Here is a 26533-nt window from a genome sequence, read left to right as displayed (position 1 = left end):
GGTTTGATGGACGTATTTCAGTTTCGCGAGCACATTGTTGCCGACTACGAACAGTTCACTCGTAGCTTCACGCGCATCCGGGCCGACGACATCCGGACGTACGTCGACCATGAGTACGACAGCCAGCGCTACTGGCCTGAGCCACTCATCCAAATCAACCCGAACTTTCGGTCAGGTGGGACCGTCGATGAGCTCGTTCAAGCGGGACAGTTGAGCGAGGAATGCTCGACCATCTTCCGGTTGGGTAAGTCGGCTAGTTCCGCTGGCGTGACGCTGCCGTTGCACCAGCACCAAGCTGAGGCCATCAGCTTGGCGTCGGCCGGCGAGAGCTATGTCATGACCACCGGCACGGGCTCTGGCAAGTCCCTCAGCTACTTCATCCCCATCGTCGATGCTTGCCTCAAGGCGAAAAAGGTCGACGCAACACCTCGCACGCGCGCTATCGTCATTTATCCGATGAATGCGCTGGCTAACTCCCAACTTGAGGAGTTAAAGAAATTCCTGGGCTCGGACCCCGCGATGCAGTCCGTGAGCTTTGGTCGCTACACTGGACAAGAGGGGGATGAAGAGCGTCAAGCTATGGCCGCGACGCCGCCGGACATTCTCTTAACCAACTTCATGATGCTTGAGCTGCTGATGACCCGGCAGAACGACATCGACAAGGCCGTGATGCGCAATGCTAAGGGGCTGCGCTTCTTGGTCCTCGACGAGTTGCATACTTACCGCGGTCGTCAGGGTGCCGACGTCGCGCTGCTAGTGCGGCGGGTGCGTGAGGCACTTTCTAGCGAACTCATCTGCATCGGCACCTCGGCCACAATGGCATCGGAGGGCAGCCAGATGGAGCGTAATGCTGTCGTGGCCAATGTCGCACGGCGTCTATTTGGCACCCCCATCGCCGAACGTAACGTCATCACCGAAACTCTGCGTCGAACAACACCAGAGAGCCAGACGCTTCAGACGGTGCAGAGCCAGCTCGGTCCCGCCATCCGCGCCGGCGTGCCCATGGACCTTGATTTTGAAGCGATGGCGGCGCACCCCATGTCAGTGTGGGTCGAGCTCACCTTAGGCCTGACTTACGAGGACGACAAGCCCCGCCGCGCTCGCCCGCGCAAACTTGCAGACGCTGCCCAATTGCTCCACGAGGCCTCGAGCGAGTCACTAGAGAGTTGCTTGGCCTACCTCCAGCAGTTCATGCTACGCGCCTACGCCGTGAACGATGGCGCCGGCAAGAGCCTCTTCGCCTTCAAACTCCACCAGTTCATCGCTGGCGGTGGCAAGGTCTATACGACGCTGGAGGCACCTTTCCACCGTGCCATCACCCTCGACGGGCAACAGTTCGTTTCTGGAGATGACCAGCGGCAGCGGAGGTACTATCACGTGCACTTTTGCCGCGACTGCGGCCAGGAATACATCCCGGTGTGGGATACCGACGGCCCCGAAGGCCGTGCTTTCAACGTGCGTAGCATTGACGAGCGTCAACATGATGACGAGCAGGTGAAGTTTGGTTTCCTGATGCCCGACGGTCGCGGCCTGTGGGACCCGGAAGTGCTGGAGCGCTACCCGGAAACTTGGCTGGAAGAGCGCGCCGATGGCGAGTGGCGCATCAAATCAGGCCAGCGCAAGTTCATTCCGCAATCGGTCAAGGTACGGCCTGACGGCGTCACTAGCGCCGACAAGGGATTGCAGGCCTGGTTCATCCCCGGCGCCTTCCGTTTTTGCTTGGCTTGTGGGGTGTCGCACACCTCGTCTGGCAAAGATGCGCTGCGCCTTACGTCGCTGTCGGGCGAAGGCCGCAGCTCCGCCACGACGATGCTCACGCTGTCGGCACTGCGCTACCTGTACGAAGAGGACCAGCAACTGTCCCCGGACGCCAAGAAGGTCCTAGGGTTTTCCGACAACCGACAGGATGCGGCCCTGCAGGCCGGCCATTTCAATGACTTCCTGCAGGTACTGCTGACCCGGGCTGCGCTGTTGTCCGCAGTGCAGAAAGGCGGTGGACAGGGCCTGTCAGAGCGCGAGGTCGCAAATGCTGTGTTCGAAGCGTTGGGCTTCCACCGCGACGACCCGGCCGTGCGTGCTGAGTATATGCAGCAGCCTGAGGTTAAGGGCAACACCCGTCGGCAAGTACAGGAGGCCATGCGCGGCATCCTAGGTTACCGCACATTTTTTGACCTACGGCGTGGTTGGCGCTTCAATAACCCTAACCTCGAGCAATTGGGCTTGGTGCGCATTAGTTACCAGGACATCGAAGACCTCGCCGCCGATGCGTCTGAATGGGCCACGGCACCGCAGGTGCTCCAGGCGGCTACGGCCGCCGAGCGCTCCGTCGTGCTACGCGCCCTGTTCGACTTCATGCGCCAAGGCCTATGCGTCGCAACACGCTACCTGGACCGCACGGAGCTCGAACAACTGCGCACGCAGAGTTACGCTAACCTCCGAGAGCCTTGGGGCTTCACTGAAGATGAGCGGCCGATGACGGCGCGCTGGTTCGTTACCTCGCGCCCGCGCGAAGAAACCGACCGTCGGGGCCGCCGAGTGAAGGTCGAGGACTTCTTGGTCATCGGCTCGAGCCGTTCGCGTCTTGGTCGAATGTTGCGGCAGGGTAGCACCTGGGGAGGAGGCAACCCCTACTACAGAGACATCGACGACCATACCTATCCGGAAGTCATCGCTGCGCTGCTCAAAGCCGCCGAGTCGTATGGCTTAGTTAAGCGCGAAGAAACGGACGTCGGCCTGACTGGTTGGCAGCTGAACGGCACGACACTGCTGTGGGAAGTGGGTGCGGGTCAGAGCCAGCGCCAAGCCGAGGGCAATGAATTCTTCCGTGGCCTGTATCGCAATATCGCCGGGCTGCTTGCCAGCCCAGTGCACCAGCTCTTCGATTTCGAAGCCCGCGAGCACACGGCGCAGGTGGAGCAGGAGGACAGGCTAGAGCGAGAAGCCCGCTTCCGCTACACCGAGAAGGACCGCGACGAATGGCGAAAGAAGAATGGCACCGAGCTCGATTGGCTGCCAGTGCTGTTCTGCTCTCCGACCATGGAGCTCGGTGTCGACATCTCATCGCTGAACACCGTCTACATGCGCAACGTACCGCCCACACCGGCTAACTACGCGCAACGCAGCGGTCGTGCCGGGCGCGCTGGGCAGCCGGCCTTGGTCATCACTTATTGCGCCAGCCAGTCTCCGCACGACCAGTATTATTTCCGCGACCCTGTGCGAATGGTACACGGGCAGGTCAACGCGCCTACGCTGGACCTGGCGAACTTGGAGCTGGTTAAAAGCCACATGCATGCCATTTGGTTGGCTGAGACCGGGAAACGCCTGGGCAACAGCGTTCGTGACCTCTTGGACATGAATCTACCTGAGAAGCTGCCCATCATCGACGAAGTAGCCGCGGACCTGGACAAGGCTGAAGCCAAAAAGCTGGCGCATCAACGCGGGCTCAAGGTGCTAGGCATGCTGGCCAGCGAGCTGACACCTAAGAACGCACCTTGGTACAGCGAACACTGGGCAGAGATGGTCTTTCAACGGGCGTATCTCGAGTTCAACGAGGCCCTGCAACGTTGGCGCGACCTGTACCGAGCTACGGCTCAGGCTATTGAGCTGAATTTCAAAATCGAAAACAATCCGGCCGCAAGTGAGCGTGAGCGCCGCGAAGCTCAGCAGCGCCATAATGAGGCCCGCAAGCAGCGAGACCTGCTGCTGGCCGGCGATAGCGCTTTCAATTCCGATTTCTATACCTATCGTTACCTTGCGAGCCAAGGGTTCCTGCCCGGCTACAACTTCCCCCGCTTGCCTCTGCTGGCTTATCTGCCAGCACGGCGCGGCAGTATCGGCCGCGAGAGCTTTTTATCCCGCCCACGCTTCCTTGCTCTCGGGGAGTTCGGTCCCTACAGCCTCATTTATCACGAGGGCAGCCAGTACAGAGTGACTAGGGCCCTGCTGACTATCAGTGGCCAAGACCAGGTCAGCGAGGGCGCGCGACTGCCCACTGAAGTTGCTCGCCTATGCCCCACTTGCGGCTACGGCCACTTCCGTTCACAGCGCGATGTCGACCGCTGCGTCTCCTGCGGCGCCTCGTTGTCGGGAGCGCAGGAGGTCAAGAGTCTTTATCGTATCGAGAACGTTTCGACAAAGCGCGCCGAGCGCATCACCGCCAACGAAGAAGAGCGCGTACGCCAGGGTTACGAGATGCAGACCACGCTTCAGTTTGCGGAGGCCGACGGGAAGCTGAATATGGTCACCACTGTGGTGGAAGACGATGAGGGCCCTTTGTTGGAATTGCAGTACGGTCCATCCGCCACCGTTTGGCGCATGAACTTCGGCTGGCGCCGACGTAAGGAGAAGTCCATCCGGGGCTTCATGATGAATCCTGTCACCGGCCACTGGGTCGGCGGGGTGGAGGACGGCAACGGCGAGGTGGAGAACGAAGGTGAAGCGCCACCCGACAAGACGCCACCGCAACGCATCGTACCCTACGTCGAGGACCGCCGAAACATTCTAATCGTGCGTCCGCACCATTGTCTCGGCGAACTTAAAGCCGAGACCCTGACCACGCTGCAATACGCACTCAAGCGAGGCATCGAGGCCGTTTACCAGCTAGAAGAAAGCGAGCTGATGGCCGAGCCCCTACCCACGCGCGACAATCGCCAGTCCATCCTGCTGTTCGAGGCTGCCGAGGGCGGTGCCGGCGTGCTCACCCGCTTAGCCACAGAGCCAGATGCTTTGTCGGCCGTCGCCGCAAAGGCTCTGGACGTTATGCATTTTGTAGGGCCGCCGGCCAGCCAAGGATGGTCCCGCAATGCGCTGACAGAAGAACTCGACCACGACGGCAAACCGTTGTGCGAAGCTGGCTGCTACCGCTGCCTGCTGTCCTATTACAATCAGCCGGACCACACACTCATCGACCGCAAGGACAAGAGCGGAGACGGCCTATTGCTCGACATTTTGTGTCGCCTGACCCGGGCCCATGCCCATCAGGGCACACAAGGGCGCGCGCCGCAAGAGCATGACGCCGAACTTGCTCGGACTGCCGGCAGCACCCTGGAACAGGCTTGGCTGGACCACGTCACCGAGCACGGCTACCGCAAGCCGGACCGTGGTCAGCAAACTATTACTGGAGCCAATGTCTGCGTCGACTTCTTCTATGACGAGCTGAACTTGGTCGTCTTCATCGACGGCCCACATCACGAGACAGACGCGCAGCGAGCACAGGACGCCGCCATAGACCGTGCCTTGGACGACCTTGGCTACCTGGTGGTTCGCTTTCCCAAGGAGCAGGCTCGCTGGCCCGATATTTTCAAGAACAACGCCGACCTTTTTGGCCCCGGCAAAACCTGATTTGATATGAATGCACCAACCACGGAATTCCTTCCAGGCAGCCTCGTTGCCGCCCGCGGTCGTGAATGGATAGTCTTGCCCAACGCGCTTGACACCCAAACACTTCGCTTACGCCCGCTGGGCGGTGGCGAGCACGACGAAACCTTTATCTATCTTCCGTTGGAACCCCAGCCAGTTCAACCAGCGACGTTCCCTTGGCCTACAATCGGCCAAGCTCGTAACCACTCGGCCAGCCAGTTGCTCTTAGACGCCTTACAGCTCAAGTTACGAAGTGGTGCCGGGCCCTTCCGTAGTTTCGGTAATATCGCGGTTGAGCCACGGGCTTACCAACTCGTACCGTTGTTAATGGCACTGAAGCTTCCGACTGTGCGTCTCCTGATTGCTGACGACGTCGGTATCGGCAAGACCATCGAGGGAGCTCTGATTGCCCGTGAGTTTCTCGACCGTGGGGAGGTCCAGCGCCTCGCCGTGCTTTGCCCGCCGCATTTATGTGAGCAATGGCAGCGTGAACTAGCTGAACGCTTTCATATTCATGCTGTGGTGGTGCGCTCGAACACTGCGGACCGTCTCGAGCGTGACCTGCCGCCCGGCACCTCGGTGTTTGATGCGTATCCTTTCACCGTGGTGAGCTTGGACTACATTAAGTCCGAGCGTCGACGCGAGGCCTTCCAGCGCTTCTGTCCCGAGTTTGTCATCGTGGACGAGGCTCACACCTGCACACAAGGGGGACAAGGAAGACAACAACGTTACCAGCTGCTTAAGGGACTAGCCGAAGACGCGAATCGTCACATGGTGCTGTTGACTGCTACGCCACATAGTGGCGATGACGAGGCCTTCTTCAATTTATTAGGCTTGCTGCGTACCGATTTCACGCAGCTCAAAGATTTGCCAAGCACCCAGCGCAGCGACCTGCGCGAAGAATTGTCGCGTCACTTCGTCCAACGGCGTCGGCCTGACATCGCCGAATGGCAGGATACCTCTAGGTTCCCGGACCGGAAGACAGCAGAGGTGACCTATCAGTTGACTGGTGCGTGGGGTCAACTATTCAACGACGTGTTGGTCTACGCTCGCGAACTTGTAGAGCGTGCCGAGGGACAAGCACTACGCGAGCAGCGCATGAACTGGTGGGCAGCTCTGGCTTTGCTGCGTTGCATATCATCATCGCCTGCGGCCGCCGTAAATTCGCTTCGCACGCGGTTGCACGGCGCTCAATCAAACCTGAGCGAACCCGAGATGCTTTCCCTCGAAGACCTTGAGTTGGAGGCTAGTGACCGGGTGCTCGACGGGGCGGACGATACGCTCTCGACCGATGACATCGAGCCAGGAGCACAGACCGAAGACTCCCAACGGCTTCAAGAATTAATTGCAGCCGCTGAAGCACTGGCTGGTAGTCAAAACGACCCCAAGCTAGCTAAGCTGCAGGAACATCTGAGCCTACTGCTGAAAGAAGGCTTTCAGCCAGTTGTGTTCTGCCGCTACATCGCTACGGCGCACTACTTGGCGGCGTATCTGCGCGACCAGTTCAAGTCTGCTACGGTCGAGGCTGTGACCGGAGAACTAACACCGGGCGAGCGCGAAGCCGCAGTTGAACAGTTGGGCGAGAGCGAGAACCGTATTTTGGTAGCTACTGACTGCTTGTCCGAAGGCGTTAACCTGCAGAATCTTTTTACAGCAGTCGTTCACTACGACCTGAGCTGGAACCCTACTCGGCACGAACAGCGTGAAGGTCGTGTGGACCGCTTTGGCCAGAAGGCTTCCGAGGTCCGTAGCACCATGCTTTATGGCGAAGATAATCCGGTGGATGGCGCCGTGCTTCAAGTTATTTTGCGCAAGGCTGAGAGTATTCGAAAAGAACTTGGTGTCCTAGTGCCTCTGCCTGATGATGAGGGAAAGCTGACACAAGCGCTATTGAATGCCGTCCTGCTGCGTAAGGGCGAGGCTTTGAATGCGCAGTCACAGCTCGACTTGTTCGGCGAGCCCGCTAAACAAATTGAGCTGGCTTGGCAGAGTGCCAAAGAAAAGGCTAAGCAGAACCGTTCTATCTTCGCACAGCGCCGTTTGAAGCCTGAGGAAGTCCTGCCCGAATGGCGCAAATCAACTGAAGTGCTGGGAGGCGAGGCCGATGTCGAGCGCTTTGTCAGCCGCGCAGCCGCGAAGCTGGGTGCCTCACTAGAGACTGTTCGCGGGCACTTCAAGCTTTTGACCGAGCACTTTCCACAACCTGTTCGTGAACGCCTTAGTGTCGAGGGCATTGAAGGCTCGTTATACATCGATTTCAATCAACCCGCCGCACAGGGGGCGCAGTTTATTCACCGGACTCACCCGTTGGTCACGGTGCTGGCGGACATCTTGCTCGAGCGGGCGCTTGATGCTACGAACGGCGCCGGTGACGACGGCGCGGTCGCCCGTGCTGGTGCCGCATTCGTTGGTAATGTCCAGCTTAAGACCACCGTTCTGCTGCTGCGCATGCGACACCAACTCAGCGTCATACATGGTAGTGAGACGCGAATCATCCTCTGTGAAGAGTCCGTGGCCGTGTCGTCAGTAGGCGCAGCTCCGTTCGAGCTTTTGTCTGCTAAGCAGGCGCGCGAACTGTTAGGTGCTGAAGCCGTCCGCAACATGCCACCTCCGCTGCGTGACCGCCAACTGCAAACGGCACTGGACGCGTTGCCTGCGTGGCAGCCGCAACTGGAAGCCATAGCGAAGACACGTGCGCAGGAGTTGTTGCAAGACCACCGCCGTGTGCGCGAAGCTGCTGACGCGAAGGGAACTTACCAAGTCACCGCCAGCCTGCCCGTAGATGTAATGGGAGTTTACGTACTGACCCCAGCCGCGGTTGTTCAGGGCGAGGGTAATTGACGATATGACACGCAAGAAAATTACAACCCTGGTATACCGCGCCATTCGTATCGTAGGTGGATTCATCCCTGCAGACGAGCTCGCCCGCCTGACCACCTTGGCTGAACCGACTTCGACTGAGCAGACTGAAGCCCAATATCGAATCTCCAAAGGACTCAAGCTACGTGACGAGATTGCGCGCGACTTCAAAATTGCTCAGAGTCTGTGGAAGGACTTTCAAGTGCTGCGCAAGCGTGCCGATGTCAACGCGCATGAGGTCACCGTCCGAGAATTTTTGCTGCCGTTGATGCGAGATGTGCTGCACTTCTCAGACATTGGCCGTTGTGCGGCGGTTGAGAGCAATGGCCATACGTACGCCATTGGCCATGCTGCGGAAGGCGGTCGTGTTCCCTTAGTATTTGCTGCATATGACCAGCCCCTGGATGTGTCGGTGGCTCGCTTTGGAGAAACTAACCCTGATACGGGCAAAGTTCGTCGGCGCAGTCCCTACATGCTGGCCCAAGAGACGCTGAATGCCTCTGATGCCTCCCTATGGGCCATTGTTACGAACGGCTTGACGTTGCGCATATTGCGGGACAACCCCAGCCTGACTCGCCCTGCTTACGTCGACATAGACTTGGAAGTGCTCTTCACTGAAGAGCTGCACCCTGACTTTACGGCGTTCTGGTTGCTGGCGCATGCCAGCCGATTTAGCTGTCCTCTTGGTGAGCCTGCCAATTGTGTGTGGGAACGTTGGAGAGCGTCGGGTCAAGCTGCGGGTGTCACCGTACGAGCCAACCTACGCTACCAAGTGGCCGATGCCTTACGTGCTCTTGGAACGGGATTTCTCTCGCATCCTGCTAACGGTGCACTGCGGACAGCCCTGCAGCGCCTGGATAGCGAGGAAGGGGCTTTAGGGCGCCAAGCCTTCTTTGAGGAACTACTGCGCTTGGTCTATCGGCTCATCTTCCTGTCGACAGTTGAGGACAGAATCGACGAGACCACTGGACGACCTCTCATCTTCACGCCTGACGCTTTACCGGAAGTTCAGAAGCGCTACCTGTCCAGCTATTCGATGACATGGTTGAGGGAGAGAGCTGTGCGGCGCAGCCAGCATGACCATCACTCGGACTTATGGCAAGCGCTGACTATCACTTTCGGCGCATTAAAGAGAGGTGAGCCCCATCTCGGTTTGCCTGCTCTCGGCGGACTCTTCGATGTCGACCAGTGCGCCTGGCTCGATAAAGCCCAGTTAGAGAATCGTTGGTTACTAGCAGCCGTGTTCCAGCTAGGATGGTTCCGTGCCGATGGCGGCTTAACCCGTGTTAACTACCGAGACATGGGGCCAGAAGAGCTCGGCAGCATTTACGAAAGTCTACTTGAGCTGGTACCTGACTTACAGATGTTGTCGCACCCGGCAGCGGCTCGCCTGGCTTTTGTTGGCGATGACGACAGCCTAGGCAGCGTTAAGGGTAATACTCGAAAGCTGACCGGCAGCTATTACACGCCGGAGATTTTGGTCCAGGAGCTTATCAAGACGGCTCTTGAGCCCGTTATCGCTGACACGGTTCGAGCCAATCCAGAACGTCCTGTCGAGGCGCTGCTCGGTCTGACTATTTGCGACCCCGCTTGTGGCAGCGGCCACTTCCTGCTGTCCGCTGCTCAACGTCTAGCAGACGAGGTGGCCTTACATCGTGCTATAGCGGAACGCGAGGGCGGTGCCCCTACACCCACAGATTATCGTCATGCACTGCGCGATGTGGTCAGCCATTGCATCTTTGGCGTGGATAAAAACCGAATGGCTATTGAATTGGCCAAAACGGCGCTGTGGCTAGAGGCTTATTCACCCGACCGTGCTTTGTCCTTTTTGGACCACCACCTGCAAGTGGGTGACGCATTGTTGGGCGTACTTGACCCCAAGGTGTTGGAGAACGGTATTCCGGACGAGGCCTATACGGCGCTCTCTGGAGATGACAAAACCGTTGCTTCCGCATTGAAAAAGCAGAACAAAGGCGACCTCAAGAGCTGGAAGGCTATCGCTTCTGGCGACCTGCTCACCCACGCGAGACTTGCCGTCAATGCGACTGAAATAGAGATTTTGCCAGATGACACGCCTGAGAGCGTCCTGATAAAACGAGTTGCATGGCGCGATGCACAAGCTGTTGCGCAGCGCTCTATGTTGGCGCGCTTGGCTGACACATATGTGGCGGCGTTTCTTGCGCCTAAACTGGTGCATACGGGTGAACAGGTACCGTTGTCTGGCTATCTGTGGGGCGTGTTCAGTGGTCAAGCGACTAAGGCTGACGTTGAGGAAGCTGCACATGCTGTGTGCCGGAGGTACAGCGTCTTCCATTGGTGGTTAGCGTTCCCGCAGGTGGCTGCCAAGGGCGGGTTTTCGGTCATGCTGGGTAATCCTCCTTGGGAACGCATAAAACTACAAGAAGAAGAATTTTTTGCTAGCCGCAGTCCACTCGTTGCCACGGCAAGGAATAAGGCCGAGCGTAGCCAGCGTATAGAGTGGCTACGCGAAGGCGTACTGCTTCACAACTTGAATCCAGACTTGGAGCGAGCGGAAGGCCTAACACCACCAAATAAGGCGGAGATTGCGCTCTACGAAGCCTTCATCGCCGCCCGTCGAGGCGCAGAAGCAGCTAGCCTTTTTGCGCACGAAGGCCGGCGCTACCCACTCACTGGGGTGGGTGACGTCAACACCTACGCTCTATTTGCAGAGACTTTTTTGCAGGCGACAGCACCCATGGGGCGAGCTGGCTTCATTGTTCCATCTGGCCTTGGAACCGATGACTCGACAAAACGCTACTTCGGATTTGTTGTTGGTGACCGACGTTTGGTGTCTTTTTTTGGATTTGACAACGCTCGAAAAATCTTTCCGGCTGTTCACCCGGACACACCTTTCGCCTTGGTGACACTCGGACATACCGATGCGCCAACGCAGCTCGTCCACTACGCGTTATCAGTTGATGATATTCACGGGCCGCGTCGTCGCTTTACGCTGACGCCGGACGAGTTCGCACTTATCAATCCCAACACTCACACATGTCCTGTGTTTCGCAGCGAGCGCGATGCTGAGCTGACGAAAAAGCTCTACCGTGCATCCTCAGTGTTTGTTCGCGAAGCGCAATTTGGTCCCGACGGAGAGCTGCTTGAACCGGAGTTCAATCCTTGGGGGGTCCGTTTCCAGTCCATGCTGCACATGTCTAACGACAGCGGCCTTTTCCTTGACCAGCCGCCGTCAAAAATCAGTATGCTCAACGACCAATCCTGCCTCCCACTGTATGAGGCCAAGATGATTCATCAGTTCGACCACCGTTGGGCTAGCTATGTTGAGATGCCCGATAAGCCAGGTGGTTTGGGAACTGTTGACGTGAACGCGATGCAGAAAGCTGACCCGACTTATACCGTGCTTCCTCGTTATTGGGTACCTGAACGCGAGGTACTAGCCCGCATTGCGCGCGTACCGGTGCGAGTGGCTAAGGGGTGGCTAGCACTACATGCTGCAGGTGGAACTGCAGAATCGGTGCAGGCGGACCAAGCACTAGCTGACTTACTTGCGGCGTTAGGTACGTGGGTGGCAGGTGAGCTTTTCATCAGCGTGGCAGGCAAGCCTTCCGCAGGTAGCGGCTGGACGCACCAACAGGTCCTGCGGCACATTGCACCTACAGAAAGCGCACTGCGTATGCGCTTCCCCAGGTTATACGACGTGTTGCAGGGTATTGGCGTGACGTCGAAAAAAGCACTTAACGAATTTCCAAAATGGGCGGAACAGAATAGCGATGTGAAACTGGACGACGATGAGCTTGACCGTCTGGCGATAGCGCTGCGTGCTCCACGTCTAGGTTCCGCGCTACTTGAACTACTTGATGAGTGGATGGGCCGGCGCAGTCCCCAATGGCTAATGGGGTGGCGAGATATTACGAACGCAACTAACGAGCGGACGGTGATTGCATCTGTGATGCCACGAGCTGGGGTAAGCAATATCTTACCTTTGATGCTACTTCCACGCGTTAGCGACCCTGGTGTGCACGCGGCCCTGCTTGGGAACCTTGATTCTCTTGTGCTCGACTTCGTGGCCAGGCATAAGGTCGGTGGGACGCACCTTAACTACTTCATCTATAAGCAGCTTCCGGTGCTCTCGCCCGACCGGTACTCCGCTCGAGCACTAACGTTTATTGTCCCACGTATTCTTGAACTTACTTACACAGCCCATGACCTGCGGCCTTGGGCTGAGTACTTGGCTTCTTATGACCCTCGCCCCGTTCCAGAACGAGGCCAACCTTTCTCTTGGAATCCTAAGCGCCGTGCCCAGCTGCGCGCGGAGTTGGACGCCTATTACGCTCGCCTCTATGGCCTGAAACGCGAAGAGCTACGCTACATCCTCGACCCCGCCGATGCGATGGGAAAGGATTATCCTAGTGAAACTTTCCGAGTGCTCAAGAATAGCGAAATACGTCAGTTCGGAGAGTACCGCACCCAAAGCTTGGTATTGTCGGCCTGGGATAGCCTAGAGCAAGGACGGGAATCATTAACATGCTGACTCATCTGAAGCTCAATAATTTTAAAATTTGGCGCTCCACAGGCCAGATGCAGCTTGCGCCATTGACGCTCGTGTTTGGCACCAATTCATCTGGTAAATCTAGCCTCATCCAGAGTTTGTTGCTTCTCCGCCAGACCGTGAAAAGTCAAGATACGAGCTTAGACTTAAACTTCGGAAGCCCGGATTCTAATGACTCCGTAGTGCTGGGCCAGTTTGCAGACGTGTTGTGTCGCCACGGTGCAGCGACAGGCATAGTGAAAGCTAAACAGATTGGAATTGAGTTCGGTTGGCAACCTAGAGAACCTGGCGTGGCAGGTGGGACGTTCACGGCCAAGTACGTGCAAGGCCAAGGCGGTAGTGCCGATTTAGCCTACTTACGCATTGGTAGCGCGGGACGAGGATTTACCGCGCAGTTGGGTAGACATGGTGCCTACAAGTTGCTGCCGGAGAACGCGCGTTACTGGTCTAAGCAATCGCCAACATTCAAGCCTCAACGCTCATTCTCGTTCTCGGATTCAGCGGTGAAAGCGCTTGGCGGTGATGCAGACCGCGTCTTATCAGTCGGCCCAATGCTTCTGGCCGAACTGGGACGGTTTATTTACCTCGGGCCAGTTCGGCGCCTGGCGCAGCGCGACTATATCTGGAATGGCCGTATGCCTGGTTCCATCGGTGATGACGGCGCCCAAGCCGTCGATGCTTTGATTGCCAGCGGCGTGGCCAAACAAGTCGCGGCCAAGCGCGGTTTGCCGGTACCTGCAGCCGCAGCCCTGTTTAACGGAGCCATCCATTGGTTGAGTCGTATGGGCCTCGCGGATGACCTGCAAGTGCGTCAACTTGGCCGCTCAGCGCGCTATGAAGTGCTAGTGGTGAACAACGGCGAGGCATCAAACCTAAAAGATGTGGGGGTCGGTGTATCTCAGGTGCTACCAGTGGTAGTTGCGGCCCTCTTTGCCGAGCGGGGCAGCATCGTTATGGTCGAAGAGCCCGAGAGTCACTTGCATCCTGTCGCGCAGACTGAATTGGCCGAGATGCTGGCGTCAGTGAGCCGGGACCGAGGCGTTCAGTTTATTGTCGAAACGCATTCCGAACACCTCCTGCGCCGTATGCAGACCCTAGTGGCCCGCGAGACGGTGAAGACTGAAGACCTGCGGATGTATTTTGTCGAGCGTGAAGGAAATATTGCTAAGCTGCAGGCACTCGACGTTGACGTTTTTGGAACTATCAGACCTTGGCCGGAACATTTTTTCGGAGATTCGGCGGGGGAGGCGCGAGAACAGGCTAAAGCACGCGCAGAACGTATGAAGAGGGTTGTCAGCAATGCCTGAAAGCCGTGTGGTGGATACCAATGTTCTTATAGTAGCTAGTGCTGCTCACGCCACGTCGCCTTTTCCTGAAGACGAAACACCGATTAACGAAGCTGAGCTTCGAGAACAGGTGCTGGCCTGGATGGAGGCGTTCGAAAACGACCCACATCGTCATGCCGTGCTGGACTGGGATTGGCATATCTGCACCGAGTATCAGAATAAGCTGACCGAGCAAGACTATGGCTGGCTCGCGATGATGCACAAGCGGGACAAGAGCGAGGTGGTTTGGATAGGCACCGAAGTTGATGAGCACGGCCATGCAGTCTTGCCGGCCACCTTGGGGGCGAGCGTGACGGACTTGGCGGACCGAAAGATGGTCGCAGCCGCCCTAGCAGTAAATGACGAGGCTAGGCCATGCAAGCTTACCAATGCCTGCGATACCGATTGGCTGGACTGCGATGATGCCTTAACGGAAGCAAACGTCGAAGCCGAACATATTCTTGAGGACTGGTTGCGCGCGAAATGGAGCGAGAAAAAGGCCAAGAAACCATGAAGGAGTTGTACCGTTTCCCACATACTCCATACCTGGCTTGGCTCGGCGATGGTGAGCCGCGGGACGATAAGGTTCTCTCACTAGGGGACGCGCGTGAGTTGCTGGCGGGAGACCTGGTCATTGAGGAGAAGCTCGATGGTGCAAACTTGGGGTTCTCGGTCACCGTTGATGGGAACCTTCGGGCCCAGAATCGAAGCCACTACTTGACCGAACCCTATATGGGGCAGTTCAGCCGTTTGCGCTCGTGGTTGCCTTCCCATGAGAACAAACTTATTAAGGCGTTAGGCTCAGACCTAATTGCCTTCGGCGAATGGTGTGTAGCACGACATTCACTGACTTATGACCAGTTACCAGATTGGTGGTTGCTTTTTGATGTCTACGACCGGAGAAAGCAACAATTTTGGTCGACCGAGAGACGTAATCAATGGGCAGCCGACTTGGGCATATACACCGTGCCCACACTGGAGCGAGGCAAGTTCTCAATGAGCAGCCTAAAACAGTTGCTTCAGGGAGCCCGAAGCACGTTTTCAACGGGGCCGCTTGAAGGTGTCGTGGTCCGTTCTGAAAACGACGCTTGGCTCAAATCCCGTGCCAAGCTAGTTCGCGCCGATTTCACACAGAACATTGAAAATCATTGGCGCACTCGCGCGCTTGAGTGGAATAGATTGAAGGAGGCCGAATGACTGCGACCCTGTTTAACGAGAAGCAGGCGGACGGCATGGCATGACCCCGCTGGAGCGTCTTCGTCTGGAGAAGGCTGCTGCAGATTGCGGCTTTGAGCGCACACCATCGTTGCTTACTGATGGCGGGCTAGAGCTACGTTCGGCCCAGTTCCCCGAAGTGGTTCTTGTGCATACCAGCAGCGGCGGATTTCGCGTTTCAGCTTCGACAGCGGTACTGCTAGATGGCGCTAATGATAGTGCCGTCTCTGTGGCCGACCTCGACGAGCTCTATGCCACGCTCCAACGCGCCTCAGCCATCGCCAAGACTATGCCCAATCGTGTAGCAGACCAGTTCCGACGTGGGACCCTACACCTGCCGCAAACGACTGAAGCGGAGCGCCTGGTAGTACAGCGTGTAGGCCAAGACCTATTTCGAAATGCGCTGATGGATTACTGGCAGGGGCGTTGTTGCGTCACCGGCCTCGCCGTGCCTGCCTTGCTGCGAGCTTCGCATATCAAACCCTGGGCTAAGTGCCTGAGCGACGACGAGAGGCTGGATGTATTCAATGGGCTTCTGCTCGCTCCCCACATTGATGCGCTATTCGATGGCGGCTGGATTTCATTCTCGGACCAGGGCGGCTTACTTGTGTCCGCAGCCTTGCCGGCGGCGGCTAAGGCACAGCTGGGGGTGTCGACGGAATGGACCATTCGCCATCTGAAGCAGGCCCATTTGCCATATCTAGCATTTCACCGAACTAGTGAGCTTCGCAAGGCAGCCTAAACTCATGGATACTATCGCGCCATTTTCGTCCCAGCATATTGAAGCTGTTGCGCGCGTGTTGGGTGACACGAATGACGGCCTGACCGGTTTCGAGATTGCTTTCATTCTGGGCGACGCCGGAATTCCAGAACGTAGACGCGTCCAATACAAAGTGGAAGCGCCTTTATAACGCCATAGCGAGCATTCAGAACGAGAAGCAGGTAGGCAACCACCTGCTGATGGTCGTCACCCGGGCCATGGACCCCGTTCGATATACGGACAACCGGACGGTGTTTCACCTGCGTCGCCAAAAGCTGAATGCAGTCCTCTCATTGAGCGGCTACGAGTTACGCGAGGATGGACGTATTCGGCGCGTCCAAGCGGCGAGGTCTGTCGACGAAGCGGTACGGCGAGCTAGCCGACTGTCTGCCGCTTTGACCTCTCGAAACGTACACCCGCATGTACTGCAGTTCTGTCGAGCCGAGCTGCTTGACCAAAACTACTTCCATGCAGTTTTTGAAGCGACGAAGAGCATTGCCGCGAAAGTTCGAGCTCTTTCTGGTTTAGATGGGGATGGTGCCGACCTGGTCCAACGTGCCTTTGGTTTGAGTAAAGACGGGACGTCACGACTCGCCATCAACTCCCTACAGACCGAGACTGAACGAGGGGAGCAACGTGGATTTGTGAGCCTCGTTGTGGGGCTGTTCGGTACCGTTCGGAATCCGCTAGCTCATAACCCAAAGGTCGAGTGGCCGATGTCGGAACAGGATGCGCTTGATATATTGACGCTTGCATCGTTGGTTCATCGAAAGCTGGACAGCGCCAACAAAGGCAAACCCTAGAATTGTCCTGTACGGCACCGTGTGCTCATCGGAGGCGCTCGGTCCTGTCGAGTATGCCTTGGTATCACAAAGTATCATCAGGTTTGATACTTTTTCCAAGGAGCAAAAATTTTGAAATTGGACGCCGCAGGCCGGCCTTCACAGGTACCCAAGCTTGATGTATGTGCATCACTTCGGGCTGCTGACAATGCTGAGCGCATTATTCACCCAACTTATCTCTCAAATAGAGGGCAATGCTACGGAAAGAATTGGTCTTGTGGTAAGCTTGCAAGGAAATTATAGGTATTTGAGGACGGATAATCGGGGAATAAATATGGCCTTAACGGTTGAGGAATTCAAGAGGTACACCAATGAAATACAAAACGACGAGGTGCCTTCAATAATGTTTTCAATGCTTTCTAAGGTGCATGGGCATTTAGAGAAAGCAATGTCAACAATGTCCGAAATCGAACATAGCCACTATGGCATGTTTAAAATTTTCTTTAAACAATATAATACAATCCTTGTTCTAACTCGGGGGGTTAATTATTTATATAGTCCAGAATACTCGTATGTAGATATTAAGTCAGTTTATGTTCTTATTCGTTCCTGCCATGAGCTTTATCTTACTTTTAACTATTTGGTCACTCAAGGGATTCTGGCTGAAAACGATTTGAGAGAGATAGACTTTAAATTTAAATGCTACTCGCTTTCGGGGATGTTTGATAACGAGCGAACATTTGAGTTGACGAAAAATTTTGAGGGGCAGAAAAGACTATATCTACAGGAGATTGCAGGGCTCCGTGAGAAGAAAAAGAACTTGTTGTCGGAAATAGAGGCACATCCTATTTATGCTGTGTTGAGCGACGAAAGCAAAAGGTTAGTAGGGAGTGGTAGGTGGCGTGTAGGTATTAATGGTGCACTAAGCTGGAATGATTTGCTGCAATATACTCCACTTGCCAAAAATTATGGGCAACTAGAATATCATCTCATGAGTATGTACGCGCACTCGAGTCATAACTCTTTACTGCTGGAAGCTCAGCATGACTATAATGCAGAGGGTATTCTTTTTCACTTATATATATTGAGCTCTCTATTTATGGCTGCCATCTTGAGAGCTCACGGGCTCGATTTCGGCTTCTTTCCTAAAAGGGAGGAGGCGTTGATTACTGAGTTCTATGTGTTTCATAAGAAATGAAAGACTAGAGCCGGTGTAGTTATTAGGAGTCGCTAAGATACGGGACGCCAAGCTCATGCAGCCTGTGGCACGTAGAGTAATTCATGTAACTCCGATGAGGCCGCCGCAACAACATCTGCCAAAGTGTTGATGATGTCGGGTGTAACTTTGGATGTGCGCAATTTGCCGCTGTAGTCCGCCAGCATAACTTGCAAGGAGTCCACCACTTTCTTCGCCTTCATCAGGTCGAGGGTCGTTTGGAAATTTGACTCTGCTTCAAACGCAAGATGAACGTAATGGTCGAGTGAATCGATGCTGGTATGCCCAGTCCACTCCATTAGCTTTAACTTCAAAGTTTCTGTTGAGAGCGCATTACGAAGGTCATCTTCGTTCTGGTATCGGTGCGTCCGGATGAGGTCGCGGAGGATGTTTGTGATGTAGCGATGTCTGAAAGCATGCAGACATGCTTCTTCGTTATCAATTCCTGCAGCTTTCCTCAGCAAATAAAATTCTGTGCCGTGAGTATTGATTTCAAGAGGTTGCCCCAAGTCGGCTCCAATGAAAAGGTAGCCATGGTCGTTTTTCAAGCCGATGGTTGTTCGAATTACTCGCTGCCGATAGTGCCTAATGAACGATAGGATTTCCTTAATGTCGGCCTGTGTAACAGGCACATACCGATATTCGTCATCCCGCCCTTGTTTTGCACTAAAAAGCCGAAGCTCTCCTGTCTTACCTGCCTCCTCGATGTCTTTGACCTTTATTTGTGCTACCTCGATACGTCGACCGCCAGTCATTTCGAGCAAACGGAGCATAATATATCTTCGCCGACAAACGAATGGAGACGCAATTGTCAACGGCGATTGAAAACTGATACAGATTTCGTCATGCCAGCGATTTAAAACTGATACACCGCCGTCGCCGAACACCGTCCGTGTTCAGCCCAGTTCTGCAACGTCGTTCCCCCTCATCATTCCGGCCTGTCGCTGGTGTTTCAAGCGATAGCTTTCCCCTGCAATCGGCACGATATGCGCATGGTGCAGCAACCGGTCGAGCAGGGCCGCAGTCAGCGTCGTGTCCTGCGCGAAGGTCGTGTCCCATTGCCCGAACGGCAGGTTGCTGGTCACGACCAGGCTGCTGCGCTCGTACATGGCCGCGATCACCTGGAAGAACAAATTGGCCTGTTCCCGGTTCATCGGCAAGTAGCCGATCTCGTCGATGATCAGGAGCCGATATGCCTTGATCGCGCGGTGCATCACCGCCTTCAGATTGTTCTGCGTGTGCGCCGTCGTCAACGCCAGCAACAGGTCGGCTGCCGTCGTGAAGCGCGTCTTGATGCCGGCCTGCGTGGCCTTGTAACCGAGGGCCATTGCCAAGTGCGTCTTGCCCACGCCGCTGGGGCCGACCAGTACCACGTTTTCATGCCGTTCGACGAAGCCCAGGCCGGCCAACTCCTCGACCTGGCTGCGTTTGACGCCCTTGGCAAAGTCGTAGTTGAACTCATCCAGCGTCTTCACTGCCGGGAATCCGGCCAGCCGGGTCAGCGTGCTTTGCTTGCGCACATTGCGTCCAGCTACTTCCTCCCTCAGCAAGCCTTCCAGGAAGTCGCTGTAGGCCGTTCCCTGCTTGGCTGCCTTCTGGGTTGCGGCGCTGTAGCCCTGCGCCACGAACGGCAGGTTCAGGCTCTCGCACAGCGCCGCGATCCGCTCATGCTGCAGATTCATGCCACCACTCCTTCCGATACCCGCATCAGCAGCGCGTCGTAGACCTGCAGCGGATGCTGTACCGGAGAAGGTTGCGCGATCCGCTCCACCACTGCCGCCGGCCGTGGTGCCGCAGGCGCCGTTACTGCCGGTTGCGGCCGGGCTGCCGCAATGTCTGCCCGCCACGGTGCTGGCAGTGGCTGCAGGTGCTCCGACTCCCGCTTCAACGCCGCGGCTGGCGGCTCCCCGGTGGTGCCGTGGATGCGTGCATTGGCCACTTCTTGCAACCAGTGAGCCACTTCCACGTTGGCCGTTACGACATCAAGCTTCTGGCCGCTCTGCGCCAGCCGGCTCACCAGCGGCACGTAGAACGAACGGCGCAGATAACCGTTGAAGCGTTCGACCTTGCCCTTGGTCTTGGCACGGTACGGCTGGCACAGCTTGATCACAAAGCCGCTATGCCTGGCATAGTCCAGGAAGCCGGCATGGAAGCGGTGCTCGCCTTCGCCGTAAGCGTCGCGCTCCAGTACCACCGTCTTCATGTTGTCGTACAGGACCCGCCGCGTCACGCCACCGAAGGCAGCGAAAGCGCGCTCGTGGCAAGCGATCAGGGTTTCCACCTTCATGTTGCTGACGAACTCCACATAGCTGGCCCGGCTAAAGCCGAGCGTGGCGCAAAATGCATACAGCGGCGCGCTGCCCTTGCGGAACTCGACCCAGTCCACCTGCAGCTGCTCGCCCATCGCCGTCTCGAAACGCACCACCGGATCTACCGGCGGCGTCGGGCGCAGCGTGCGCATGAAGGCGCGCAGCTGGCTCATGCCGCCTTCGTAGCCGCGCGCTGCGATCTCACGGTACAGCACCGTGGCTGGAATCGTATCGGGCTGGGCGGCCTGCTGCCGATCCCTCAGATACCGCTCGAATTGCGCCAGCTTCGTCTGGCGCTTGACCTTGCGCTCGTACTTCGGCACGGCCTCCAGAGCCAGATGCCGGCGCACCGTGTTCACTGCGCAGCCGACTTCAGCGGCAATCTGCCGAAGGCTCAACCCATGCTTCTTCAGTAGCTTGACTTCCACGTACACCTCTTTGGGTTTCAAGGCCGCTCCGCAAAGCGGCCATCTTCTCAAATCGGTGTATCAGTTTTCAATCGCTGCCTGTATCAGTTTACAACCGCTGCTGACAGCAATTAATTGGTCGTTGGCTATATATAGGCGGTTGACTGCGGAGGTAGAAATAGGCTGGCGTCTCCTGGACTTCCTGCGTTGCGGAACAGCCTCATGAACCCAGCCGGTCCTATTAATGGTTTTTCCGTTCCTCTTGTTTTTAATCTGGTATGTCTTCTGCTCGGCTCGAATCTGTCCGTCTGGACCAACAAGATTAAGCTCTGTAAAGCGACTATCCACGAATGAAAGAAAATTGAGGACGGTAGAGCAGATATTGTTAACTTGTTGGTCTGTACGCTTTTTTTTCTCTGGATGTTCGCTATCTTTTTCGTTCAGCAGAGTATTGATGAACAAAGCGAAGTGACTATCATGTAGGTCTGTGAAGTCCACTTCGTTCAAATAGCACCATCGGATTAGATGGCTCAGATTTTTTGCCCAAGTCAGGAGCGTTCCTCCTTTATTCTTCCTTGAGCGTCCTTTTTTGTATCCGCTTAATAGGAAGAGGTTGGCCAGCCAGCAAACTGTGCCGTCTGGCCAGAGAAGTTGAGGAATGTCGTGAGCTGGATATTTGCTTTTTGCATGCAGCGGCAGCTTGCAGTCTTCCGTTGTAATGCAGTAGAGCTTGCTTTGAATGGTCACGTTTAGTCTATCTCCGGGCCAACCTTCGGTTCTTTGAACTTTCTTAGTAATTCAGCACGCCGTTTCTGGAATTCATTCTCTTTTCCTGCTGCTTTGGCCATTCTCTGTGCGAAGGCCATTACTTCATCAAGACGCTGGCTCATAAGCGTGATGTCATCAGTAACTCGTTTAAGCTGTTCGTTCTTCATCGCCAGTTCTCGTTTATACCAATCAATCGTGCCACGACTTGGTTGGTCCTTCCTATTCGCGAGCTCTCCGAGTTTTTCAAGAGCGGCCTTTCGGTAGCTATTTAGGGCTTCGTAACCTCCTTCAATAATGCCGTTGGCAATAGCTTTGTGCGTATTTAGTGACATTCCGATGATGCCGGACTTCGGATATTCAAAAGCAGCGAGGCTGCCTTGATTGGATAAAGCCGGGAGGAGGGTTTGTCGCAAATTTTCGTCGACTGATTCCGGTGACCGAACAATGTCCTTGAGAATCTGATATTCTTTGCTTACTGATTCAGACTTTGTGGGAAACGCTTTTGGGGTCGGTTCAGTCATCTTAGACTTTGCTTGATTGATTGGATTTATTAAAAACTTTGTAGAGAATACGGTACTCTTCGCCGTTAGGGCCGTCGATGAACTCTGGCTCAACTTCAGCCTCTCCTGAAGCTATCAGGTCCTCAATGTAGTCGACGACATCTCTTTCCGGCAGGATATGCAGCTCGTTAAGTGTTACGCCGTATCGTGCGCAAATGAGTTCCGCGAGGTCTTGGGTTGCAGAATGCTCTGCCTTAATCATTTCTTTAGCTACGGTCGCCTTGACGCGTCTGAGCACCTTTCCTGAAATGGATTCCGTCACATACCGGTAAGTCATCGAGGGCTTCTTGTGGCCAAGGAAGTAGCGTAGGACCTCTATCCCGCCGAAAGAGCCTTGCCAGTAGAACAGCATTGCGAAATTACGACGCAGTTGATGTGCGCGGATATAGTAACGCCTGCCTTGGTCATCGGTCGCCGTTTCATAGTAATCACAGAATCTGTCGAAGCAACGTCTCAGGTCGGGTTGGCAAGTTCCGAAGGAAGATACGTTACTATGCCAGGCGCTAAACGGGAAACTGAATAAATAGCCGTTAGTCTCGTATCCCAAATCGGACAAGGACGTAGATAGCTTCGCTAGCAGTTTGAGAGCCTCGGCACCTAGGGCGGGAAGCGGGCGAAGTGCACGCTCCCTGTGCTCGAGCACGTTTGCCTTTCTTAAGTTGAATGCAAGGAAGTACCAGCCCGAGTCCTCGACAATACTCTCTCGAGTAAGGTCATTCAATTCAGAAACTCGACGTGCCATAAGAGTATTCACAAGAATTGCAATTGCGCCGTATAACACCTCCAGCATGTTGTAAAGGCTTCGCCCATTCTTGAGTTGAATAAAGAACTCGTCTGATGTATTGGCAGAGAGCTGCCAGGCCGTAATTCCAAGCTCTTTTAGCTTGATAGGAATAGGTATCACCAGCTCTCGAACGTCGCCGCCAGCGGCAGCCAAGGCAAGGTAATAATTAATTAACGGCTCCCCGTATTCCAAGTAAAATTCAATTGCTTTCCCCAAAGCGTTGTTGGCGACTTCAAATGGCAAAGTAGTAAACCGGGAACGCTCCTTGGTCCGCTCCTTCTGAAGCAACTCATCATCGTCAAGCACAGCTAATGCATGGTCAGGCAAGAGGTCTATGTCGTGCTGGCGAACTAATTGCATGCTCTTCAATGCAGCGATGTAAGTTGTAACGAATTCGGAGGCTGCACGTTCATCTTCGTCGATATTGCTAACTGGAACGGCTGGTAACTCCCTTGTAAAGCGGTTAGTAGGAGAAACATCTAGTCCTTCGAGAACGATTCCGTCGAACTTGAGGTCAGACAAGACTCTGTTTCCTATGATGAGTTTAAGTAACGCTTTACGGTTAAGGCGATATTTGAATTCGGCCGAGCCACCGTGATTCCCCGGTGTATAAAATCCGTTGAGTTTCAACCAAGCCCTTGCTTTGAGGATTTGGTCGGTGGGTAAGACTAAGTCTGGGTTTCTGGAACCCAGATGAAATAAGTCTGGGGAGGATTTTTTTATACGCGAGAATTCTTCCGGCGGGACATCGACGGAAGACAAGAACTCAACAATGCGCTTCGTTGGCTCGTAAATACTGGCTTTGATAGAACGATGCGCCGTAAGGATGTCGATGAATACCATGACATCGTCTTCGGTCACAAGGCTGAAGCCATTCGTTGCAACATCTAGCTTGTCGTCTTGAAGTAAAAAAAAGTCTAGCACATGCAGCGCGATTCCGACGCGAAGTCGCGCTGTTTTTGGACTCACGATAATGCTGCCGGTTAGAAGGGGATGGGTCTGCAGGCAAAGGAATCGTTTAAAGCTGCGCAATAAATGCTGGTTCTTCGGAGAAGTGAGTAGCGTTCCATTTTTGGTTGCCTTTCGGAAGTCAATGGTGGTGTTTATGGAGCCAAACTTGCATTTCCATACCTCGGCATCGAACCCGTTATCGAGCCAAATTGCATTCTCGATGCTCTGGTTTGCGAGGCGGAATTGGCTGATGAAGCCCAGCTCCTTCGGTAGCGCGCTAGGCACAGACCACCTCCATAAAGTTTGCGGGGTTGGTGTTGGCTGCCGCCGAAAACATCATTTGTTTTATTCCTCGGTCGTGAAAATCGGCGCTTTCCACATGCGCTTTGAGACGCTTCGCGAATTCTGCCCAATACACTGCATGGGCTGCGAGGCGTCGTCCTAGCCGAGTCGCTTCAGCGACAGCCTCCGCTATCGATAAAAGCGTGGCGAACAGGCCGGGACTGGCAGTGACCATCAGTTCATTTGGTGTTTTGTCGGCACTAGGGGGGGCACTGTGCTCAGACGCTTTTTCTTTCTCCTGCCGGGGGATGAGAGGAGCAACAGCATGGTTCTTCAGGAACTCGTCCATCTCGGCAGCACTGCTGAAGTGTAAGGCGCGTTGCATATACGGAGTATCCCTGGTGGCTTCGACGATAAGTAGGTTCTGAAAAATACGTAGCCAACGTGTCGTGAAGTAGTTCCAGATGGAATCCGGGAGATAGTGTCTAAGGGATGTCTCGTTGGTGTTGCCGAGTTCCCGAGCCATCCGTGTAATGTCCATGGTTTCAAGAAAAACAATCACACCGCGTGTTGAACGAATTCTAGGGATAGTGACGGACGTCGCTAGATGCCCAAGCCGCTTTTGGTTTGCGAGCGCAAAGTGCCTGAATGTGGAGTTGATGTTGCTGCTGCGGGTGAAATAGGACGGAGCGCCCAGGGACTGGCCGGTGTAGATAATGAGATTCTGCCAGCCTTCGAAGTTATGGTCTTGCATGTACTTGCGGAGAGGCGCCGTAATTTGAATCCAAAGCCGGACAGTGGAGGCCGTTTCCTCTTTCAACAGTACGTCATGCCAACCGTCTCCGGAGTCCCTTTCCTTGAGGACTGTGAGGATTAGCCCAGCATCAGTTTCAACTGCATTAATTTGCTTACCTGTGCCATCGCACAACATCGCGGAGGCTAACGCTGCCTCAGAAAAGCGGCCGTCGTGCGACGCCAGAAATCCCATGAACGCCATAGCCTCGGGTCGACTAGGTATTCCAAGATAGCGCGCTAGTCGTTCCTTAGGGATGCGGCCTCGTGCTGACAATTCTGGGTAAATAGGAGTTGCGATAAGGGATGTGTTCGTGTACCCATTGTGTTTCTGCTTAAAGTATTTAATTGCATATGCAAAGTTAGTCTGGCTGGGTTCGCTAGACTTCGGCTTCAGGCCGACCTTTTGAAGCTCATCATCTGAAGGAAGTGCCGCTACTTCTGCCGCCAACCTTTTACCCACTTCGTAGTCCTTGAAGAAGGAAGTGAGGTGGTTATGTAGCCATGTTTGTACGACATTGAAATCACATTTCAGTTGGTCGAAGAGCAGCTTGGTGGCCTCTTCATCCGTGACGTGCAACGGGACGGGAATGATGAGCTTTTGCGTGACTAGCGTTGTATTACCGTCGGCATCTGTTTGGAGTCTTCGATGAGCAACTGCTGTACCTGAGAGGAGCTTTGGATTGCCGGCGGGAAAGGCGATTGCTGGGGCCGCTACAATCTTCTGACGAACTAGCGAGCTCCAATAGCCCTGGTAGCGTGACCACAGTTTCTGGAGGGAGCCGAGAGTGCCTTCCTGTACGGGGGTATTGCGGCGCGTGAGCTTCATGAAGTGGTATTCCATGAACTCTACCAAGAGCGTTTGAACGAACGGCGGCTCGTTAAGTAATTCGACTGAAATTGGTTGATGCATTGAAGCGTGGTGACGCACGAACTGAGTAAACGTCGTGCCAAAATCGCGTAGCCCTGTGCTCTTTGCGACTGGCCTAGCTATTGTGCGCAACCCGTCGTGGAACGCATCCGTAAAGCGCTTACCGAGAATTGGCACCATGTCCCCTAGGAGGACGTTGTACTCTTTGCCTGATTTGGATGTGAGAAGGTACGGACGCAGTTTCTGAACCTGCTTACTATCTAATTCGAGTTTTTCAAAAGAATTGACAAGTTCTTTGGGAATACCGTAAGCGGCTTTTTGGCGATGGTCGGCAAGCAAGACGGGGCACTTATTGTTCAGCCGCTCGAGAACCTTGTAAAAGCCAAATGCATAGTTGATACGCGTTGTCTCGGACACGTCGATAAAACGTTTAGAGCCAAGCGCGCCGTAGAACAAAGCTTGAAGCGCCTGGAAGCGGGCAGTGACAAAGGCGACGGGTGATGAAATCGCAGGTTCGCTTATAACCCTCAAGAAGCAGTCAAACAGCAACAGTGCTCTTCTCATCTGGGCTTGGAACCCAGGAGCGCCGGTTGCCGCTGACTCCAGCAGCAGGTGCAGTGCGTTGTCCCGAACGCGTTCGAATTGTTCTTCGGGAGTGTCCCATTCGTCAGCAGTCACACGTAGAAGACTGCGACTGACAATTGTCAGCTCATCTTGTTGTAAATTCTGGACCACTTCCACCGAAAAATATCCTTTCTTTCAG

General features: G+C 55.0%; 16 protein-coding genes. 9 read left to right on the top strand and 7 right to left on the bottom strand.

Translation table 11 applies throughout. The features are described 5' to 3' along the window. The first annotated feature begins 6 nt into the window (after positions 1-6). The 9 genes from ACL58G_RS03495 to ACL58G_RS03455 all read left to right on the top strand — a co-directional run bounded on the left by ACL58G_RS03495 (position 7) and on the right by ACL58G_RS03455 (position 18028). Positions 7-5340 carry a DEAD/DEAH box helicase gene (locus ACL58G_RS03495; protein WP_440965188.1) on the top strand — a complete coding sequence of 1778 codons (5334 nt, stop codon included), beginning with the start codon at positions 7-9 and terminating at the stop codon, positions 5338-5340. Positions 5341-5346: 6 nt separating this feature from the next. Next, complete coding sequence (locus ACL58G_RS03490) at positions 5347-8199, top strand: helicase-related protein (protein WP_440965186.1); 2853 nt, start codon at positions 5347-5349, stop codon at positions 8197-8199. Positions 8200-8203: 4 nt separating this feature from the next. Continuing rightward, a complete protein-coding gene (locus ACL58G_RS03485) occupies positions 8204-12730 on the top strand; it encodes an Eco57I restriction-modification methylase domain-containing protein (RefSeq protein WP_440965184.1) in 4527 nt (1508 codons plus the stop codon). After that, positions 12724-14055: an AAA family ATPase gene (locus ACL58G_RS03480; protein ID WP_440965182.1), complete on the top strand. Its 1332-nt coding sequence runs from the start codon at positions 12724-12726 to the stop codon at positions 14053-14055. Before ACL58G_RS03485 ends, ACL58G_RS03480 begins: the two co-directional genes overlap by 7 nt. After that, positions 14048-14587: a hypothetical protein gene (locus tag ACL58G_RS03475; protein WP_440965180.1), complete on the top strand. Its 540-nt coding sequence runs from the start codon at positions 14048-14050 to the stop codon at positions 14585-14587. The genes ACL58G_RS03480 and ACL58G_RS03475 overlap by 8 nt, the downstream gene beginning before the upstream one ends. Then, positions 14584-15270: an RNA ligase family protein gene (locus ACL58G_RS03470; RefSeq protein WP_440965178.1), complete on the top strand. Its 687-nt coding sequence runs from the start codon at positions 14584-14586 to the stop codon at positions 15268-15270. Before ACL58G_RS03475 ends, ACL58G_RS03470 begins: the two co-directional genes overlap by 4 nt. Positions 15271-15310: 40 nt before the next feature. Continuing rightward, positions 15311-16030, top strand: coding sequence for an HNH endonuclease (locus tag ACL58G_RS03465; protein ID WP_440965176.1), 720 nt, complete (start codon positions 15311-15313; stop codon positions 16028-16030). Positions 16031-16125: 95 nt separating this feature from the next. Further along, the gene (locus ACL58G_RS03460) at positions 16126-16851 is read left to right on the top strand and encodes a TIGR02391 family protein (protein ID WP_440965174.1); all 726 of its coding nucleotides are present in this window, start codon (positions 16126-16128) and stop codon (positions 16849-16851) included. Between the two features lie 187 nt (positions 16852-17038). Further along, positions 17039-18028, top strand: coding sequence for a hypothetical protein (locus tag ACL58G_RS03455; RefSeq protein WP_440965172.1), 990 nt, complete (start codon positions 17039-17041; stop codon positions 18026-18028). A gap of 53 nt (positions 18029-18081) precedes the next feature. Here the strand turns inward: ACL58G_RS03455 and ACL58G_RS03450 are convergent, their stop codons facing one another. The 7 genes from ACL58G_RS03450 to ACL58G_RS03420 all read right to left on the bottom strand — a co-directional run bounded on the left by ACL58G_RS03450 (position 18082) and on the right by ACL58G_RS03420 (position 26511). Beyond that, positions 18082-18819: a tyrosine-type recombinase/integrase gene (locus ACL58G_RS03450; RefSeq protein WP_440965170.1), complete on the bottom strand. Its 738-nt coding sequence runs from the start codon at positions 18817-18819 to the stop codon at positions 18082-18084. Between the two features lie 123 nt (positions 18820-18942). Then, positions 18943-19728 carry an IS21-like element helper ATPase IstB gene (gene istB, locus ACL58G_RS03445; RefSeq protein ID WP_413382469.1) on the bottom strand — a complete coding sequence of 262 codons (786 nt, stop codon included), beginning with the start codon at positions 19726-19728 and terminating at the stop codon, positions 18943-18945. Continuing rightward, a complete protein-coding gene (istA, locus tag ACL58G_RS03440; RefSeq protein ID WP_440962794.1) occupies positions 19725-20804 on the bottom strand; it encodes an IS21 family transposase in 1080 nt (359 codons plus the stop codon). The genes istB and istA overlap by 4 nt, the downstream gene beginning before the upstream one ends. A gap of 39 nt (positions 20805-20843) precedes the next feature. After that, complete coding sequence (locus ACL58G_RS03435; RefSeq protein WP_440965168.1) at positions 20844-21509, bottom strand: hypothetical protein; 666 nt, start codon at positions 21507-21509, stop codon at positions 20844-20846. Positions 21510-21511: 2 nt separating this feature from the next. Next, the gene (locus ACL58G_RS03430) at positions 21512-22051 is read right to left on the bottom strand and encodes a hypothetical protein (protein WP_440965166.1); all 540 of its coding nucleotides are present in this window, start codon (positions 22049-22051) and stop codon (positions 21512-21514) included. Between the two features lies 1 nt (position 22052). Continuing rightward, positions 22053-24110: a site-specific integrase gene (locus ACL58G_RS03425; protein WP_440965164.1), complete on the bottom strand. Its 2058-nt coding sequence runs from the start codon at positions 24108-24110 to the stop codon at positions 22053-22055. Further along, positions 24103-26511: a hypothetical protein gene (locus ACL58G_RS03420; protein ID WP_440965162.1), complete on the bottom strand. Its 2409-nt coding sequence runs from the start codon at positions 26509-26511 to the stop codon at positions 24103-24105. Before ACL58G_RS03420 ends, ACL58G_RS03425 begins: the two co-directional genes overlap by 8 nt. Positions 26512-26533: the final 22 nt, after the last annotated feature.

Source organism: Massilia sp. GER05, assembly GCF_052056005.1.
GTDB classification, from domain to species: Bacteria; Pseudomonadota; Gammaproteobacteria; order Burkholderiales; family Burkholderiaceae_D; genus Telluria; species Telluria orientalis.
The sequence above is the reverse complement of the archived record's forward strand: the minus strand, read 5'-3'. Positions and strand labels throughout refer to the sequence as shown.

Excerpts from the sequence above, each read along its gene's own strand:
- ACL58G_RS03495 (WP_440965188.1), top strand. The coding sequence starts at position 7 with ATGGACGTATTTCAGTTTCGCGAGCACATTGTTGCCGACTACGAACAG.
- ACL58G_RS03490 (WP_440965186.1), top strand. The coding sequence starts at position 5,347 with ATGAATGCACCAACCACGGAATTCCTTCCAGGCAGCCTCGTTGCCGCC.
- ACL58G_RS03485 (WP_440965184.1), top strand. The coding sequence starts at position 8,204 with ATGACACGCAAGAAAATTACAACCCTGGTATACCGCGCCATTCGTATC.
- ACL58G_RS03480 (WP_440965182.1), top strand. The coding sequence starts at position 12,724 with ATGCTGACTCATCTGAAGCTCAATAATTTTAAAATTTGGCGCTCCACA.
- ACL58G_RS03475 (WP_440965180.1), top strand. The coding sequence starts at position 14,048 with ATGCCTGAAAGCCGTGTGGTGGATACCAATGTTCTTATAGTAGCTAGT.
- ACL58G_RS03470 (WP_440965178.1), top strand. The coding sequence starts at position 14,584 with ATGAAGGAGTTGTACCGTTTCCCACATACTCCATACCTGGCTTGGCTC.
- ACL58G_RS03465 (WP_440965176.1), top strand. The coding sequence starts at position 15,311 with ATGACCCCGCTGGAGCGTCTTCGTCTGGAGAAGGCTGCTGCAGATTGC.
- ACL58G_RS03455 (WP_440965172.1), top strand. The coding sequence starts at position 17,039 with ATGCTGAGCGCATTATTCACCCAACTTATCTCTCAAATAGAGGGCAAT.
- ACL58G_RS03450 (WP_440965170.1), bottom strand. The coding sequence starts at position 18,819 with ATGCTCCGTTTGCTCGAAATGACTGGCGGTCGACGTATCGAGGTAGCA.
- istB (WP_413382469.1), bottom strand. The coding sequence starts at position 19,728 with ATGAATCTGCAGCATGAGCGGATCGCGGCGCTGTGCGAGAGCCTGAAC.
- ACL58G_RS03430 (WP_440965166.1), bottom strand. The coding sequence starts at position 22,051 with ATGACTGAACCGACCCCAAAAGCGTTTCCCACAAAGTCTGAATCAGTA.